We start from the raw sequence: 15,403 nt of genomic DNA, 5'->3' as shown, positions 1-15,403 counted from the left end.
CCGCCGCTATCGCAAGCCATAATGGAAACTTTTCGCATCTGTGTTGCAAATCGCAACACCGATAAAACCAGATGGCTACAATATTGCAACACTTTCACCAGGGCATGAGGTTATCAATGCAGGGAAATTCGTCAGCCGTCAGTACGCCACCGTTTGCGCCAAACCCAGTGCTGAGTGACTCCTGGTTTCGCAGCCAGCTTTACGGTCTGGATCGCCTGTCCGACGACTTTCCCCGCATTCGCCAGGCAGAACTGGCCGATGCTCTCGCCCACCACGCCACGCTGCAACAGTTTGCCCAGCCTGCCATCCGGGCATTAGCCGAGAAAATTGCCGAGAAACAGGCCGTGGTGATCCTGTCGGATGCCAGCGGGCTGGTGCTGAACACCTTTGGTGATATGCAGGCGCTGCAAAAAGCGGAACGCTTTGCGCTGGCACCGGGCAATCTCTGGAGTGAGTGCGGGCGCGGCACCAATGCCATCGGCACCGCTCTGGCGATTGATGACTGTTGTGAAATCGACGGCCAGCAGCATTTTCTCACCAGCAACCAGGGGCTGTATTGCGCGGCGATCCCGCTGCAAAGCCCTGGTGGACAGATTGCCGGGGTGCTGGATATCTCCGGCCCGGCACACTTTGCGCATCCGCATACCCTGGCCTGGATCAAAGACGCCGCGAAGCACATTGAATATCTGTGGATCAAGCAGAGCCTGCACCCCGATCAGTGGATGATGAGTCTGCACCGCCAGGTTCAGGGCATTGACCGTGTGGAAGAGTTGCTGCTGGTGTTCTCTGACAATATTCTGATGGCCGCCAACCGCGTGGCGATGCGTGAACTGGAACTGGGAGCGGAACAGTTGGGTTGCCTGACCTTCCAGCAGCTGTTCCCACAGCTCGAACAGCAGGCAAACCAGGTGCCACAGCCGCTCACCACCCGCAGCCAGCAGCACTATTTTTTCCGACTGCGTGCCCCGGCCCGCACACACTTTGCCTCGACCGCCATCACCTCCTCCACTCTGCCGTTCTCGCTGCGTGATGGCGGCGAGAAGATGGTGCGGCTGATCAATGCGGGGGTGTCGCTGTGCCTGCATGGAGAAACCGGCAGCGGTAAAGAATATGTCAGCCGGGCGCTGCATCAGCAGAGCCGCTGGCATCAGGGGAAGTTTGTGGCGATCAACTGCGCGGCCATCCCGGAGTCACTGATCGAATCAGAGCTGTTTGGCTATCAGCCCGGTGCCTTTACCGGGGCCAGTAAGAATGGCTATATCGGGAAAATTCGTGAAGCTGACGGCGGCGTGCTGTTCCTTGATGAAATTGGCGATATGCCGCTGGCGCTGCAAACCCGTCTGCTGCGCGTGTTGCAGGAGAAAGAAGTGGCCCCGCTCGGCTCCAGCCGCAGCTGGCCGGTGAGTTTTGCGGTGATCTGCGCGACCCACCGTAATCTGCCACAGTTAGTGGCTGAGGGTGCGTTCCGTGAGGATCTGCTTTATCGCTTGCAGGAGTTCTCTCTGACGCTGCCACCGTTGCGCGACTGGGCAGAACTGCCTGCTTTTATTCGCCAGCTCTGGCAGGAACTGGGCGGTGAGCAGCGTGGTATTGAGATGACGCCGCTGCTGCTGGATACTCTGGCGCAACATCCGTGGCCGGGTAACGTGCGTCAGTTACGCAGCGTACTGAAAGTGCTGCTGGCGCTCGCCGATGATAACGACGTGCTGGATTGCGACAGCCTCCCTGCGGAGTATCAGCTGGCGGTGAGTGAACCGCTGCCTGCACTGCAACAGCATGATGAACAACTGATCGCCGCCACTCTGCAACGCTTCAACGGCAATGTGAGCAAAACGGCAGAAGCGCTGGGCGTGGCACGCAGCACGCTGTATCGCCGTGCTGCGCGCAAATAATGGGCCGATATCAGGCATCCAGCAGGTCGGTACCGTAGGAGTTATCAACGGTGCAGAGCCAGCGGCCATCAGGCTCCTGCCTGAATACATAGGTGGCGCGACGGGTGACGGTTAGGGTCTCGCCCGCGCCATCCGGGTAATGCAGCACCGTTTCCATCAGCACCAGCGCATCGCCCGCCCCTTCAATTACCTGCATCGTTCCCTGCTCAACCCGCAGCTGCCCCTGAAAATGGTCAGAGATGGCGATAAACGCCCGGCGGATCTCATCGTGGCCGCGGGCAATCATGCCCGGCTTAATCACCAGTGCGGCATCGGGCGCATACCACGTCATCAACTGGTCAAAATCACGGGCGGTGATCGCGCGGTCGCAGGCTTCGATGATCTGGCGAAGAGGATGTGAACTCATGCGGTGGCTCCTGAAAGGGTGACATGTCCGGTGTTCACCCTGTCATAAACATCAGAGTGAAAACAAGGATATTTTCGCCCTGTCGGCAAAGCCTGTGGTCATCACGTCGGCATCAGTCCCTGACGCAGTAACCCGGCGCTCTGCTGTAGCCACGGTGCCGGGCTTCGCCCAATCAACACGTACTGGTAACCTCCCGCGTGCCACCAGGCCAGATTCATGCCGTGGCGCTGTTCGCCCAGCACCGGGGTGGCACTGTTATGATCCTCGCGGGAAACACACAGCGCCATCGGGCCATACGCACTGTGCTCCCAGGCAATCTGCACAATGCGGGTATCGTCATAGCGCAGCAGGCGCACGCTTTTTAACTCAGCGTCCTGCAGCATGAGCTGTTGCGCGTTCAGGTGCAGGCCCATCGTCTGTGCCGTTCTGGCCAGTGAGCGGTCGATCACCGCTGCGGTGCTGTCCACATCCACCAACGTTTCCGGACTGTAGAGCGACATATACTGCGATTCCAGATCGCGGATTTTCTCGCTATCGCGGCGCGAGCGATTATCCGGGCGCACGAAGTAACCGAAGCCGGAACCGATCACCAGGAAACTCAGTGACGCAGCAATCAGCGCACGGCGGCTGACCTGAGCGCGGACCACGGGCGCCGTTGCCGGGGTTTGCGCCAGCAGACGCTCCAGGTTTGCGTGCAGGCGTGCGCTGGGGGCGGCCTCCAGCAGGGGGTCGAAAGCCTCGGCAAACGGCTGATTGCTTTTCATCAATTCGGCGGTGCGGGCCGCCAGCGGTTGATCGCGCTTTAACTGTTGCTCAAAGGCCTGAGCCTCTTCCGCATCCATTTCTGCGTCCAGCCACGCGACTATCGCCTCATCGCTGTATGGGGGACAAAAACGTTCTCTGTTCACCGGCGTTTCTCCTGTGCAGGCGCTGAGGTTGTCGCACGGGACAACGTGGCTCTTGCCGCTGCCAGACGGCTCATGATGGTGCCGATCGGCACGGACAGCGTGTCAGCCGCTTCCTGATAGGTAAACCCTTCTACATACACCAGAAACACCGCATTACGCTGAGCCTCCGGCAGCCTTTCCACGCGCTGCATCACTTGCTGATACTGCATACGGTCCTCTTCGTGCGACCAGGTATCCGCTGCGTGCAGATCCTCACTGTCGACAAATCCCTGCCCGAGCCGCACGCGCCTGGCACGCAGATCGTTGATCCACACCGAGTGCAACAAGGTGAACAGCCAGCGGTCGATGCGTGTTCCCGGCGTAAACTGGGCGCTGCGTTCCAGCGCCCGTACACAGGTGGTTTGTACCAGCTCTTCGGCCACATCACGATTACGTGACAGCACCATCCCGTAACGCCATAAGCGTTCAAGATGGGCAGCCAGATGGTTTCGGACTTCACTACGGGTGATTTTTCTACCCTCCACACGGATTCATCATCAGGATTCAGGGTGACCGTTAATCGCGGCCTGCAAATCCCGATACTCTTCACAGTTCACACCGCACAAGGTCTTGATGGTAGCAAGCTGCTCACGGGCCAGATCGGGACGTCCTTTGATCATCCAGGCTTCACCCAGGTATTCACGCACTTTGGCATAGCGCGGATCCAGCGCCACCGAGCGTTGATAATAGCCGATCCCTTCATCGGTGCGCCCTAATTTGCGTGTGGCGTAGCCGCGATAGTTCCAGGCTTCGCGGGTATCCGGATTTTTCAGGGTATCCAGCAGGTTAAGTGCTGACTGATACTCCCCTTTTTTCGCCAGATGATAAGCATAACGGGTTTTATCATCATCGCTGAGACGGCTGGTTTTCTCGGGTACACACTGCTTGCTGCCGCTGTCATACACCTGGCCTTTCGGGCAATCCGGGGTTTTGCTTTCACTGCTGCTGTCGCCCATGGACAGAGCCAGGGGCGCATACAACGTCAGTAACAGTGCAGGCAGGATTATCGTTAATTTTTTCATGATGTTAGCCTTATTGGGATGATGAGGAACGACGCGCGGGCAGCATACGGCGCAGCACGTTATCGCGCAGAACATAGTGGTGGAACAGAGCAGCCAGCGCGTGAGCGCAGGCAAGGATAATCAGCGCCCAGGCCACGTTATCGTGCCAGCCGCCGATCTGATGACGCAGTGACGGATCGACCGCGATCCAGGCCGGAATATCTAACAGGCCAAAAAAGCTGAACGGCTCCTGCTGTGCCCAGCGGAACAGAAATCCCAGAGAGATTTGTGCAAACAGCAGCAGATACAGCGCTCCGTGCATGGCATGCGCCAGGATGCGCGTCGGTCGCGACCCGGCCACGGGTGGCATGGCAAAACGCGCCTGTCGCTGGCTGTAGAGACGCCATAACGGTCGCACAATCATCACCAGTGCCAACAAAATGCCGCAGGATATATGTACGGACTGCAACCCTTTACGCAGCGGCGTGCCACGCGCCAGCAGTTCCCAGATATGGGCAGAAGCAAAAAGGAAAATGACGCTGGCGGCAGTGATCCAGTGCAGCGTCAGGGCAAAGGCGTCATAGCGCTGACGCAGCGGGAGAGAGGTGTGAGACATGGCGATCGGTTTCCTGTCACAGGGGAAGATGATCGGTTAACGTCTCAGGGCGGGTTTCTATTCGAAAAAAAAATTTTTTTTATTTCAGTGCGGTTTCTGGGGCCAGTAATGCAGAAAAATAATGGGGACCCAATGAGGCATCCCCATAAATAAGGCATGCATACATCCGCAGTCGCGAACCTTTTTTCCGAGCGCCCCGGGCTAAGGGTGAGCACCACGGCTCGGTCGGTTGTGCTGGCCAACCAGACCACAAGGTCAGCCACTCTCGGGTTAATGCCTGTCTTGTTTTATGGGGATAATCGAGGAGCGATCATTTGCGGGGCGATCCGGGCTGACAGGTACGGGGATGAACTATCTGAAGACGTACAATGAAACAATAAGGGAAAATAATATCACTGAGATAGCCTTCCACTTTTTACTCTTTTCAAAAATAAAATAGAAAAGTTGCATCATGATGATAAAGGCAACCAGTATAGAGGAAACAAGATGCTGATTACTTGAATCATTAACAATAGAGTGAGGAGGCATCGAAGGGTCCATTTCACTTATCCATGAGTACTTATCAACACCAAGTACATACAATAAAAGCATAGCAGAAAGATAAATAAGTAAAATGCAAATCCTTAATAAAACCCTCATGTTACCTCCATACTAGCTTATGAAATTTTTTCCAATTTCGTACAATAAAATCACCGTAACTAGTGTTTCTTTTTATCTCTTCTAATGTTGGCCTAATACCTCTATTATATGTCTCGCCAATTATTTTAATATCTTCTTTGACCTGCCCCCAGGATTAGATACAACCGTCAGTTAGTAATGTCGGTTTGTTTACCTTCACATTTTCCATTTCGCCACCGTGCTGCAAACTCTGATGGCGTCAGATAATTCAGTGCCGAATGTGGACGACACTCGTTATAATCCTGCCTCCAGTCGTTAATGGTTTTCCTGGCGTGAACGATATCGCTGAACCAGTGTTCGTTCAGACACTCATCGCGAAAGCGTCCGTTAAAACTCTCAATAAATCCGTTCTGCGTTGGCTTACCTGGCTGGATAAGCCGTAGTTCCACACCATGCTCAAAGGCCCATTGATCGAGCGCGCGGCAGGTAAATTCCGGGCCCTGATCGGTTCTTATTGTCGCCGGATAGCCCCGAAACAACGCGATGCTGTCCAGAATACGCGTGACCTGAACGCCTGAAATACCGAAAGCAGCGGTGATCGTCAGACACTCCTTCGTGAAATCATCCACACAGGTCAGGCACTTGATCCTGCGACCGTTGGCCAGTGCGTCCATAACGAAATCCATCGACCATGTAAGGTTCGGCGCATCCGGGCGAAGAAGCGGAAACCGTTCGGTCGCCAGCCCTTTACGGCGTCGTCTGCGTCTTACGCTCAGTCCATTAAGGTGGTAAATACGGTATACCCGCTTGTGATTGACGTGAAGGCCCTCCCTACGCAGCAACTGCCAGATACGCCGATAACCAAAACGTCTGCGTTCAAGCGCCAGCTCAGTAATACGCCCTGATAAATGTGCATCAGCAGCCGGACGCTGAGCATCATAACGGCAGGTCGACAGGGACAAACCTGTAAGCCTGCAGGCACGACGTTGCGACAGACCGGTCGCATCACACATCAACATCACGGCTTCCCGCTTCTGGTCTGTCGTCAGTACTTTCGCCCCAGAGCCGCCTGAAGCGCCTCCTTATCCAGCATGGCTTCGGCAAGCAGCTTCTTGAGCCTGGCGTTCTCTTCCTCAAGCGACTTCAGGCGCTTAACCTCGGGCACCTCCATACCGCCATACTTCTTACGCCAGGTGTAAAAGGTGGCGTCGGAAATGGCGTGCTTACGGCAGAGCTCACGGGCAGAAACCCCGGCTTCAGCCTCGCGGAGGATACTGATGATCTGTTCGTCGGAAAAACGCTTCTTCATGGGGATGTCCTCATGTGGCTTATGAAGACATTACTAACATAGTGGTGTATTAATCAACGGGGGGCAGGTCATCTTCTCTTAATGTTGACGGTAAACGATCATAGTCTGCCAACTGTCTAAGATGTCGCGCCACAAGTCTAATATTATAACTATCTCTTTCAATACAATCTGCCAACATTCTGAGTTGAGATGTATTCATTTTTCTTACATCAAGCCCTAATGTGGCTGCTGCTGTTCTTAACTGTATGCTTACAAAGCCGAAAGATGTCTTTTCCGGTGGGTTTGTTACCGTAAAGTTTCTATCAATAAATTCTGGACCACTCCAATCAAAAGACCTTACCTCGAATGCAACTTTATCTATGAAATTTGGATCACCAGCAACTTCTATCCAACACACACCTGCCAGTAACTCTGCTGGTAATTTATACTCTAAAGATGCCATTCTTATGTTTAAGCTATTATGAGATACCCAGGCGTCCTTAAACCTTTGAATATATCCAACCCCACCACCGAATGTGTCTGGTACTATTTTCCATATAAGAATATCCATGATCCCCCACGAAGGAGGTTTCGTCATAAATTTACAGGAAGAAAAATCACTTTCACTCATCAATAAAATCCTTTTATTTAGGAATAAAAAACCATTATAATTTATTCTAATTTTTTATCTATAGTAAATTTCCGAGACGAGTGAAGTCAATTATATTATGCTATGTTTAAATCATAATTGTCCAAATTAAGATAACCATCCTAAGATCACTGTTAATCTGATGGAAATACACTAAACCTGCATCAAGCCGTCATTCATACAGATGAGGCTGAAGAGCTCACCTCACCTCAGCCCAGAGTTGAGCCACGCTCAGCGCAGCAACGAAACGTGCTCCAGATAGCTCAGGCATAACAGTTCGAGCTGGTCTGCAAGACGCTCCATATCCTGCTGCTCAGGGTCGCCTTCCAGCAGCAGCCGTATCGGCCCGATCAGTGCGCCCATAAACACAAACGTCACCCCCGGCGTATCGGCAAACCGCCTGTCGCTGGCACTGTCGAGCATCGTTTCCAGCGCCAGGCGATTGCGCGCTTCCACGCTACGCACATAGCTACGCGTATCCAGTTCGCTGGCGACAGCATACAGTGCCGCCGACTCGTGCAGGTTCTCGGTTTTCACCTGCATAAACACGCTGACAATATGTTTCACCATCACTGCCAGAGGCTGGCCCTGCACGGATAACGCGGCAACTTCCATTATGCTTACCAGCCTCTCCAGATGGCGTTGTAACAGCGCAAACAGCAGCGCCTGCTTTTGTGGGAAATACTGATACAGCGTTCCCACCGACACGCCAGCACGCTCCGCCACGCGGATTGTGGTCAGCCGGGGCAGCCCTTCTGCCAGCAAAACCTGAATAGTCGCCTCGAGGATCACCTCCACGGTGGCCTGCGATCGCGCCTGGCGCGGCTGTTTTCGGGCCTCAAGCCCGCGTGCGTTGTCGTTCATCATATGCGAATTCACAACCTGAATAATTATTCGTATTTTATTGGAACACCTTACGCTTTTTTCTTCAACATCGATCAGGAGCCTGACAATGACGATAAAAAATGCCGGAACCTACGTATTGGGCGACCGGGTAGTCACCCGCATGGGTTATGGTGCGATGCAGTTGGCCGGCCCTCATGTCTTCGGGCCGCCGCGGGATCGCCAGGCCGCGATCGCCGTGCTGCGTGCAGCAGTGGAAAGCGGGATTACGCATATTGATACCAGTGACTTTTACGGGCCGCATATCACCAATCAGCTGATCGCTGAAGCACTGTTTCCCTATGCGGATGACCTGACGATTGTCACCAAAGTAGGTGCAGTGCGCGGCAGCGACGGCTCATGGAACCCGGCGATGTCTGCTGCGGAACTGAAAAGTGCAGTGCATGATAATTTGCGTCATCTGAAGCGGGATGTGCTGGATGTGGTTAACCTGCGGCTGATGTTTGATATGTTCCAACCTGCCGAAGGGGATTTTGAAGCTTCACTGGCCGCGCTGGTCGAACTGAAAGAACAAGGACTGATTCGTCATATCGGGCTGAGTAACGTTACGGCGGCCCAGATCGCCCAGGGGCGAAGTATGACGCCGATTGTCTGCGTGCAGAATAGCTATAACCTCGCCCATCGTCAGGATGACGCACTGATTGACCAGCTGGCGCAAGACGGTATCGCCTGGGTGCCTTTCTTCCCACTCGGCGGGTTCTCTCCCTTACAGAGCGCCGCCCTGAGCGAGGCGGCCGTTGCCTGTGAGGCCACCCCGCTTCAGGTGGCGCTGGCGTGGCTGCTGCAACGCTCACCCAATATCCTGCTGATCCCTGGCACCTCATCACTCGCTCATCTGGAACAGAATCTGGCCAGCGCACAGCTCGAATTGCCGCACGACGTGCTGGATGCATTAAATCGCATCGCTTAACATTTCATGCTGTACCGCCCGGAACAACACCTCAATGGGGACAATGAGGGGAAAAAACGGCAAATTAACCTTCGCTGCCGTCGACTTCCCCCTCATTTTTTGCTCTTATTGTACTGGCGGCAATCACCCACTTTATTATTCTTTTTCCCATGTTATTTCAGCTAATTAATAACCCTCTATTTTGTGTTTTAAAACTAAATAAACCTGACGAGTAATTAAAATAATCGTTAAGTAATTAAATTAATTTAGCGATTTGATTTAAACATAATAAATAGTTATTAACTTTTCGTTAAATTGCGCTAAAATATCACCTCAATTTGTTAACCTATATTGATGCGTTATTTAAAATGTCTAACTCCAAAAAAACGATTCCCCTGCTTTCTCTGTCAGCTTTACTGGTTTGCACCAGTACCTGGGCTGAAACGCCTGCCACGCAGAAAACCGACGTACTGCTGATCGGTGGCGGTATCATGAGCGCCTCCTTAGGCACCTGGTTACAGGAACTTCAGCCGGGCTGGAAACAGCTGATGGTCGAGAAGCTGGACGGCGTGGCCCTTGAATCCTCTAACGGCTGGAACAATGCCGGTACGGGTCACTCGGCAAATATGGAGCTGAACTATACGCCAGAGCGTCCAGACGGTTCCATTGATGTGTCAAAGGCGCTGGAAATTAACGAACAGTTTATGATTTCCCGCCAGTTCTGGACCGCACAGGTGAAACGCGGCATTTTGAATAACCCGCACTCCTTTATTAATTCCACGCCACATATGAGTTTCGTCTGGGGTGACACCAACGTCAATTACCTGACCAAACGCTATGAAGCGTTACAGCAGACCACGCTGTTCCAGGGAATGAAATTCTCTACCGATCCAAATCAAATTAAACAGTGGGCACCCCTGACCATTGAAGGCCGCGATCCTAATCAGAAAATCGCTGCCACCTGGACCCCGGTCGGAACTGACGTTAACTACGGTGAAATCACCCGTCAGCTGATCGGCAGCCTGAAGAAAGATAAAAACTTCACGCTGGAAACCTCAGCGGAAGCCACCGATTTTAAACGTAATGCCGATAACTCCTGGCACGTGACCATCACCGATGTGAAAAGTGGTGAAGAGCACAGCGTTGATGCGAAATACGTCTTTATCGGTGCAGGCGGCGGTGCGTTGAAGCTGCTGCAGAAAACCGGCATCCCGGAAGCGGATAACTATGCAGGCTTCCCGGTGGGTGGTTCGTTCCTCGTGAGCGAAAACCCTGAGATTACCAAACAGCATACTGAAAAAGTCTACGGCCAGGCGTCAGTAGGCGCACCACCGATGTCTGTACCGCATCTGGATGCCCGCTACCTTGACGGTAAGCGCGTGGTACTGTTTGGGCCGTTCGCGACCTTCTCTACCAAGTTCCTGAAAAATGGCTCGCTGTTTGATCTGTTAAGCACCACCACCACCAGCAACTTTATGCCAATGACGCACGTGGGTATGGATAACTTCGACCTGGTGAAATACCTGATTGGTCAGGTGATGCTGGATGACAACGACCGCTTTGAAGCGCTGAAAGAGTACTACCCGAATGCGCGTAAAGAAGACTGGAAACTGATTCAGGCCGGTCAGCGCGTGCAGATCATCAAGAAAGATGAAGATAAAGGCGGCGTGCTGAAACTCGGTACTGAAATTGTGACCGATCAGCAGAAAACCCTGGCGGCCCTGTTGGGTGCTTCTCCGGGTGCTTCCACCGCAGCACCTATCACTCTGAACGTGATGAAAAAGCTGTTCCCTGAGCAGTTCAACTCACCCGAGTGGCAGAGTAAGATCCGCACTATCGTTCCAAGCTATGGCCAGCAGTTGAATGGCAACACCGCGCTGACTCAGCAGGTGTGGGATGATACCGCAGCGACCCTGCAGCTGGTGAAACCACCGGTGATTGATATGAACAATACTAAGCCGTCTGACGCTCCTTCTCAGCCTGAGAAGCGTGCCGAAAGCCCGCAACACGATATGGCGCTGTAATCGCCCTGCCCCTGGCCTGTTCCAGGGGCAATCTTCTTTCTGTTCTGCTCTCCCTGCTTTATTCCTATCCAGGTTTTTTATCCTGGTTTTTTATCCAGGCTTTTTATCCTGGTAAATGGGCGACTTCACTAAACGCCGCTTTATCCCGTGCGACCGAATAGGCCACCGTCGTCACTTCATTGTGTGATGTGGTGACATCCACCGAAGGGATCGTCACGCGGCCCAGCAACGTCGGCACGTAGCCACCCACTTTATGTTTGCCTTCCGGCACATGCAGCAGCGTCCCTTCGCCATTGTCCAGAACCCCCGCATCTCGTCCATCCACGGTGACGACGACCGCAGAACCATCATCAGTCTGAGTCACAATATGCGACACGTTAATCTGCGTGGGGCCGCGGGCATACTGATCGTCAGGAACCTCAACGGACTGGCGCGCGCAACCCGTCAATAGCAGTGCGGCAGTGAGGGTGGTAAGGGTAAGGCGATATAACATGGAAGACTCTCCATCGGCAAATGAACTGACCATTATAGCGGCTCAGTGCGGAGAGATCGGCAGTACAGGGTTAGGGATCGTCTGAGAATGGGGGCGATTACCCTGTTCCTTGCGTGGAACAGGGTAAGAACAGCATCAGCCTGCGGCTTTTTCTGTCAGGGTAAACGCGGGTTTGTTTTTTGTGACGGAATAGGACACATGCGTTGCCTGATCCGTTTTGGTGGTGACTTCCACCGACTGAATGGTCACACGGCCCAGGCCAAACAGTGTCTGAACATAGCCACCAACCTTATGCTTCCCTTCGGGAACATACAGTTCTTTGTTTTCTCCGCGTGTCAGCGTACCGGCTTCAACGCCGTCGATGGTCAGGATGACGGAGGAGCCATCGTCAGCACGGGAGATAACGTGGGTCACGTTAAGCTGCGTCGGGCCGGCAGCAAACGCGGAAACCGCAGGTGTCGCTTCGGCGGCAGACACATCTACCGTTGCCGGGGCCTGCGTGGTTTTGTGGCTGCAACCTGCCAGCAGTAAGGTGGCCGTGAGCGCGGCGAGCGTGGAACGAGAAAACATTAAGCGATCTATCCTCAGCGTAATTTCAGACGGCTATAATACTCCCGTGCCAGGCTAAAAACACCCGTAACTGATTAGGGTTGTTCTTAATTTACGAGAAGTTTACATCTGCTGCGCCAGCCATATCGTTCTGCCACCACAGCTTGTATCTTCTGTGACCTGCTCCACCACGCGAAAACCATTTTCAGTCAGTAACTGGCGAAACTCATCGTGGGCCAGGCTGGCGTGATACAGCGGCTGGTCGAGAAAGGTCCCTATCGCTTCACCATCATCGGGGCCACTGGTGAACATCAGCGGAGCGCCGGACCGGGCATGCCGGGCAAAGCGTTTGAACATCTGGCGCTGATGATCGCGCGTGAGATGAAAGAAGCTGTCCCAGGCCAGTAAGCCGTCAAAGGTCACATCCAGTTGTAGCGTGCGCATATCGGCCACCTGCCAGCGGCTGGCAGGAAAGCGTTCACGGCAGCGTGCAATCATCGGCGCTGAGGCATCAATACCGGTGACGGCAAATTGCTGTTGCAGAAAGTATTCAGCAATCGGTTTTCCTGCCCCGCAGCCGATATCCAGAATGTGTCCGGCGGGCCGGACCAGACGGAGGAATTTATCCAGCCAGGGTTGTTCAAAAAAATGACCACCGCTGCTACGGTGCTGGTCCCAGACCTCTGCTCCGTCTACGTACAGAGTGATAATGTTGTCTGCTGCATCAGCATGATCCATATGTTCCTCTTGCCATAGTCGCTGCGGAAAAGCCTCGGTGACGGTATCACAAAATATCCGTCGGCGGTCTATACTGCCCCTCAGGATTTCATTTCAGGAGCATCTATGCACGGACCCGATCCCGCCACTCTTCACCCCTTGCCTGGCTTTCCGCAGGTCTGCTTTATCAAAAATAGCGTGAGCAATCCCAATATCCTGATTGGTGATTACACCTATTACGACGACCCGGAAGGTGCAGAGAACTTTGAGCGTAACGTGCTTTATCACTACCCGTTTATCGGCGATAAGCTGATTATGGGTAAATTTTGTGCCCTGGCGCGCGGGGTGAAATTTATCATGAATGGCGCCAATCATAAGACCTCCGGCCTCTCTACCTTCCCTTTCTTTATCTTCGGCAACGGCTGGGAAAGTGCTGCGCCCGAGCCTGGTGACCTGCCCTATAAAGGCGACACCCGCGTGGGTAATGACGTGTGGATGGGTTATGACTGCCTGATTATGCCCGGCGTCACCATCGGTAACGGCGCGATTATCTCATCACGTTCAGTGGTGGTGTCTGATGTTCCTGCTTACAGCATTGTAGGAGGAAACCCGGCGAAGGTGATCCGTCAGCGTTTCAGCGATGAAGTGATTGCCGAGCTGGAGAAAATCGCCTGGTGGGACTGGTCACCAGAGAAGATCACGCATAATCTGGCGGCGATCAGTGGCGGTGATGTTGCGCGTTTACGGCAATAACGGATGGACCGGGTTCAACCGGTTTTATTATTTTGAAGTAAGAAACAATCCTCAGGGAGGATGCTGTGGAATTCATAACATTCTCCCACTCAAAAAGTATAAATAACGGAAACTAATAACGCTTCAGGGTTTTCCAGCTTACTCACAGTGATAACCTCTTGAGGATCATTACTGCGCCAGCACACGGCTTCGATATGACAACTATCTTGTTTCTTGTATCCCATCCTATTCAGATAGGCATCAATCTTACTGACGTTGTCGGTATCATAGAATCTGATGGCATAAACGTGCGATGCAGGCCCCGTGATATTGGCAAAGTCAAAATCATACTGGGGTGAGATGCGGGGGATGTTTTTCAGAATATCCGGTGTGTAAAATCGATATTCGCGTTTATCCTGTTCGTTATAGTGAGCGCTCCCGGAAAATTCCATTTTTATATAAGGCCAGGCACAGGCAAGTGCAGCAGCGACCACGATTATAATACCACTGAACACTTTAACTGATTTATGCATAAGGTAATTATTGTTTCGTTTTCTCATCCCTGGCCTCCTTGCCTGTTTGAAAAATGATCACCCATCAGGTTAAAATTTTTTACCCGATTTTAACCTGACCACCAGACTTTTATTATAAATCCACAGCTAATACTTTAACCATAAAGTCAATTAAACCACTGCCTGCCCCATTATCACCACGCTGATCTGTAGGTTTTTTTTCAGTGCTACTGTGCGGTTTATACAATGATTCTTTAACACAATACTTGATTCCATCATCGATGAGCGGATCATATTTTTGTTTGACACCTTCCCTGGATACTCCCCCATAACCAATAGAATAACGTGTGATGGTAGGGTATTGTGACACGTCAGGGAAATAGTAGTTCACCACTGAATAATCATTTTCCTTAAAAATATCCACTGCTTTACTGCCAGCCTTTGTTTTACGAACAGAATACCCCCATTTTTCTTTCTCTATCTTAAAGCCTCTTTTTTCCATAAAGGCATAGTCTTCACGGTGTGTTTTCCAGTCTTCTTCTGCGGCTTTAGTGGCAACTTCATCGACTATTTCGCGGGTAAATTTGTGCGTCACGCCATTTTCATCTTTCAACTCGATACGTTCAGTCTCCATTATCAATCCTGGGGGTGATTTGGGTGGAGACCAGTAGTCGATAAAACAACTTGCTATCGAATAAGGTGAGCGTGTTGATTTGAAAACCGCGTTCGGCCCGGACTTACGAATCGGTGCTTTTAACTGGGGGGTGGCAGGCGTTGTTGATTGTGGCGTGACCTGCGATTTTAATGGCGGTAGCGGTTTTTCAGCTGAAACCGAACAACCCGCCAGCACCAGCACGCTGCTAATCACTATTTTATTTAACACGTTTACGACTCCATCGCGGGCGAGATCCCAAAAATGCGATATTATGCGATTCAATATTAGAAGTCATTAATGAAACTAATATAACCTGTATATCAGAACTGAACATGCAGTCAGCAGTCGACAGATGACGTTGGTCACCAGCACTGGCGAAATCTTCACCAGATCACCGGGTTATGCCCTAAGTACTCACCTGTTTTATTGCTTATTTGCGCATTTGATTTAAGTCACGTACAACTAAAATAGTCTGATTACACACGCTTTTTACTTCCGAACTCTGACTATAA

Annotated in this window: 17 protein-coding genes; 4 read left to right on the top strand and 13 right to left on the bottom strand. The window is 52.3% G+C overall.

Features of this window, described 5'->3' with window-relative positions; all coding sequences use genetic code 11:
• Nucleotides 1-116: 116 nt before the first annotated feature.
• Nucleotides 117-1,892 carry a sigma-54-dependent Fis family transcriptional regulator gene (locus LJN55_RS11385; RefSeq protein ID WP_133846525.1) on the top strand — a complete coding sequence of 592 codons (1,776 nt, stop codon included), beginning with the start codon at nucleotides 117-119 and terminating at the stop codon, nucleotides 1,890-1,892.
• Between the two features lie 10 nt (nucleotides 1,893-1,902).
• Here the strand turns inward: LJN55_RS11385 and LJN55_RS11380 are convergent, their stop codons facing one another.
• The 8 genes from LJN55_RS11380 to LJN55_RS11345 all read right to left on the bottom strand — a co-directional run bounded on the left by LJN55_RS11380 (nucleotide 1,903) and on the right by LJN55_RS11345 (nucleotide 8,284).
• A complete protein-coding gene (locus LJN55_RS11380; RefSeq protein ID WP_167863941.1) occupies nucleotides 1,903-2,298 on the bottom strand; it encodes a YybH family protein in 396 nt (131 codons plus the stop codon).
• A 101-nt stretch (nucleotides 2,299-2,399) separates the two neighbouring features.
• Nucleotides 2,400-3,206, bottom strand: a complete 807-nt coding sequence (locus LJN55_RS11375; RefSeq protein WP_159338165.1) for an anti-sigma factor family protein — start codon at nucleotides 3,204-3,206, stop codon at nucleotides 2,400-2,402.
• Nucleotides 3,203-3,730 carry a sigma-70 family RNA polymerase sigma factor gene (locus LJN55_RS11370; protein ID WP_227536283.1) on the bottom strand — a complete coding sequence of 176 codons (528 nt, stop codon included), beginning with the start codon at nucleotides 3,728-3,730 and terminating at the stop codon, nucleotides 3,203-3,205. Before LJN55_RS11370 ends, LJN55_RS11375 begins: the two co-directional genes overlap by 4 nt.
• Nucleotides 3,731-3,742: 12 nt before the next feature.
• On the bottom strand, nucleotides 3,743-4,267 hold the full coding sequence (locus tag LJN55_RS11365) for a tetratricopeptide repeat protein (protein ID WP_133846521.1): 525 nt from the start codon (nucleotides 4,265-4,267) through the stop codon (nucleotides 3,743-3,745).
• Between the two features lie 10 nt (nucleotides 4,268-4,277).
• Entirely contained in the window at nucleotides 4,278-4,862 is a 585-nt protein-coding gene (locus LJN55_RS11360; protein ID WP_133846520.1) for a cytochrome b, read from the bottom strand.
• A gap of 806 nt (nucleotides 4,863-5,668) precedes the next feature.
• Nucleotides 5,669-6,789, bottom strand: a protein-coding gene (locus tag LJN55_RS11355) for an IS3-like element ISRaq1 family transposase (RefSeq protein WP_227536282.1) whose coding sequence is annotated in 2 segments (ribosomal slippage) — nucleotides 5,669-6,531 and nucleotides 6,531-6,789 — 1,122 coding nt in all. Because the reading frame shifts where the segments join, the coding sequence is not laid out codon by codon here.
• 49 nt (nucleotides 6,790-6,838) lie between these two features.
• Nucleotides 6,839-7,399 carry a hypothetical protein gene (locus LJN55_RS11350; protein ID WP_227536281.1) on the bottom strand — a complete coding sequence of 187 codons (561 nt, stop codon included), beginning with the start codon at nucleotides 7,397-7,399 and terminating at the stop codon, nucleotides 6,839-6,841.
• 249 nt (nucleotides 7,400-7,648) lie between these two features.
• The gene (locus LJN55_RS11345; RefSeq protein ID WP_227536280.1) at nucleotides 7,649-8,284 is read right to left on the bottom strand and encodes a TetR/AcrR family transcriptional regulator; all 636 of its coding nucleotides are present in this window, start codon (nucleotides 8,282-8,284) and stop codon (nucleotides 7,649-7,651) included.
• An 85-nt stretch (nucleotides 8,285-8,369) separates the two neighbouring features.
• On the opposite strand from LJN55_RS11345, the gene LJN55_RS11340 reads away from it, so the two are divergent.
• Nucleotides 8,370-9,230 carry an aldo/keto reductase family oxidoreductase gene (locus tag LJN55_RS11340; RefSeq protein WP_227536279.1) on the top strand — a complete coding sequence of 287 codons (861 nt, stop codon included), beginning with the start codon at nucleotides 8,370-8,372 and terminating at the stop codon, nucleotides 9,228-9,230.
• A gap of 347 nt (nucleotides 9,231-9,577) precedes the next feature.
• Nucleotides 9,578-11,233, top strand: coding sequence for a malate dehydrogenase (quinone) (gene mqo, locus LJN55_RS11335; protein ID WP_133846508.1), 1,656 nt, complete (start codon nucleotides 9,578-9,580; stop codon nucleotides 11,231-11,233).
• A gap of 103 nt (nucleotides 11,234-11,336) precedes the next feature.
• On the opposite strand, the gene LJN55_RS11330 is transcribed toward mqo, so the two are convergent.
• From LJN55_RS11330 to LJN55_RS11320, 3 genes are all read right to left on the bottom strand, one after another.
• Nucleotides 11,337-11,726, bottom strand: a complete 390-nt coding sequence (locus LJN55_RS11330) for a hypothetical protein (RefSeq protein WP_227536278.1) — start codon at nucleotides 11,724-11,726, stop codon at nucleotides 11,337-11,339.
• 135 nt (nucleotides 11,727-11,861) lie between these two features.
• Complete coding sequence (locus tag LJN55_RS11325; protein WP_227536277.1) at nucleotides 11,862-12,296, bottom strand: hypothetical protein; 435 nt, start codon at nucleotides 12,294-12,296, stop codon at nucleotides 11,862-11,864.
• A 102-nt stretch (nucleotides 12,297-12,398) separates the two neighbouring features.
• Nucleotides 12,399-13,013: a class I SAM-dependent methyltransferase gene (locus LJN55_RS11320; protein ID WP_227536276.1), complete on the bottom strand. Its 615-nt coding sequence runs from the start codon at nucleotides 13,011-13,013 to the stop codon at nucleotides 12,399-12,401.
• 105 nt (nucleotides 13,014-13,118) lie between these two features.
• Between LJN55_RS11320 and LJN55_RS11315 the strand changes: the two genes are divergently transcribed.
• Nucleotides 13,119-13,745, top strand: a complete 627-nt coding sequence (locus LJN55_RS11315; RefSeq protein WP_227536275.1) for a Vat family streptogramin A O-acetyltransferase — start codon at nucleotides 13,119-13,121, stop codon at nucleotides 13,743-13,745.
• A gap of 89 nt (nucleotides 13,746-13,834) precedes the next feature.
• On the opposite strand, the gene LJN55_RS11310 is transcribed toward LJN55_RS11315, so the two are convergent.
• Complete coding sequence (locus tag LJN55_RS11310; protein WP_320443524.1) at nucleotides 13,835-14,284, bottom strand: hypothetical protein; 450 nt, start codon at nucleotides 14,282-14,284, stop codon at nucleotides 13,835-13,837.
• 85 nt (nucleotides 14,285-14,369) lie between these two features.
• On the bottom strand, nucleotides 14,370-15,119 hold the full coding sequence (locus LJN55_RS11305) for a hypothetical protein (protein ID WP_227536274.1): 750 nt from the start codon (nucleotides 15,117-15,119) through the stop codon (nucleotides 14,370-14,372).
• Nucleotides 15,120-15,403 lie beyond the last annotated feature (284 nt).

Source organism: Erwinia rhapontici (assembly GCF_020683125.1).
Taxonomy (GTDB): domain Bacteria; phylum Pseudomonadota; class Gammaproteobacteria; order Enterobacterales; family Enterobacteriaceae; genus Erwinia; species Erwinia rhapontici.
Note: the sequence above shows the minus strand (reverse complement) of the source record. Positions and strands in the feature narration are given on the sequence as shown.

What these genes read in the sequence shown, in the direction of transcription:
- LJN55_RS11385 (WP_133846525.1), top strand. Translation starts at nt 117, where the DNA reads ATGCAGGGAAATTCGTCAGCCGTCAGTACGCCACCGTTTGCGCCAAAC.
- LJN55_RS11380 (WP_167863941.1), bottom strand. Translation starts at nt 2,298, where the DNA reads ATGAGTTCACATCCTCTTCGCCAGATCATCGAAGCCTGCGACCGCGCG.
- LJN55_RS11365 (WP_133846521.1), bottom strand. Translation starts at nt 4,267, where the DNA reads ATGAAAAAATTAACGATAATCCTGCCTGCACTGTTACTGACGTTGTAT.
- LJN55_RS11360 (WP_133846520.1), bottom strand. Translation starts at nt 4,862, where the DNA reads ATGTCTCACACCTCTCTCCCGCTGCGTCAGCGCTATGACGCCTTTGCC.
- LJN55_RS11350 (WP_227536281.1), bottom strand. Translation starts at nt 7,399, where the DNA reads ATGAGTGAAAGTGATTTTTCTTCCTGTAAATTTATGACGAAACCTCCT.
- LJN55_RS11345 (WP_227536280.1), bottom strand. Translation starts at nt 8,284, where the DNA reads ATGATGAACGACAACGCACGCGGGCTTGAGGCCCGAAAACAGCCGCGC.
- LJN55_RS11340 (WP_227536279.1), top strand. Translation starts at nt 8,370, where the DNA reads ATGACGATAAAAAATGCCGGAACCTACGTATTGGGCGACCGGGTAGTC.
- mqo (WP_133846508.1), top strand. Translation starts at nt 9,578, where the DNA reads ATGTCTAACTCCAAAAAAACGATTCCCCTGCTTTCTCTGTCAGCTTTA.
- LJN55_RS11330 (WP_227536278.1), bottom strand. Translation starts at nt 11,726, where the DNA reads ATGTTATATCGCCTTACCCTTACCACCCTCACTGCCGCACTGCTATTG.
- LJN55_RS11325 (WP_227536277.1), bottom strand. Translation starts at nt 12,296, where the DNA reads ATGTTTTCTCGTTCCACGCTCGCCGCGCTCACGGCCACCTTACTGCTG.
- LJN55_RS11320 (WP_227536276.1), bottom strand. Translation starts at nt 13,013, where the DNA reads ATGGATCATGCTGATGCAGCAGACAACATTATCACTCTGTACGTAGAC.
- LJN55_RS11315 (WP_227536275.1), top strand. Translation starts at nt 13,119, where the DNA reads ATGCACGGACCCGATCCCGCCACTCTTCACCCCTTGCCTGGCTTTCCG.
- LJN55_RS11310 (WP_320443524.1), bottom strand. Translation starts at nt 14,284, where the DNA reads ATGAGAAAACGAAACAATAATTACCTTATGCATAAATCAGTTAAAGTG.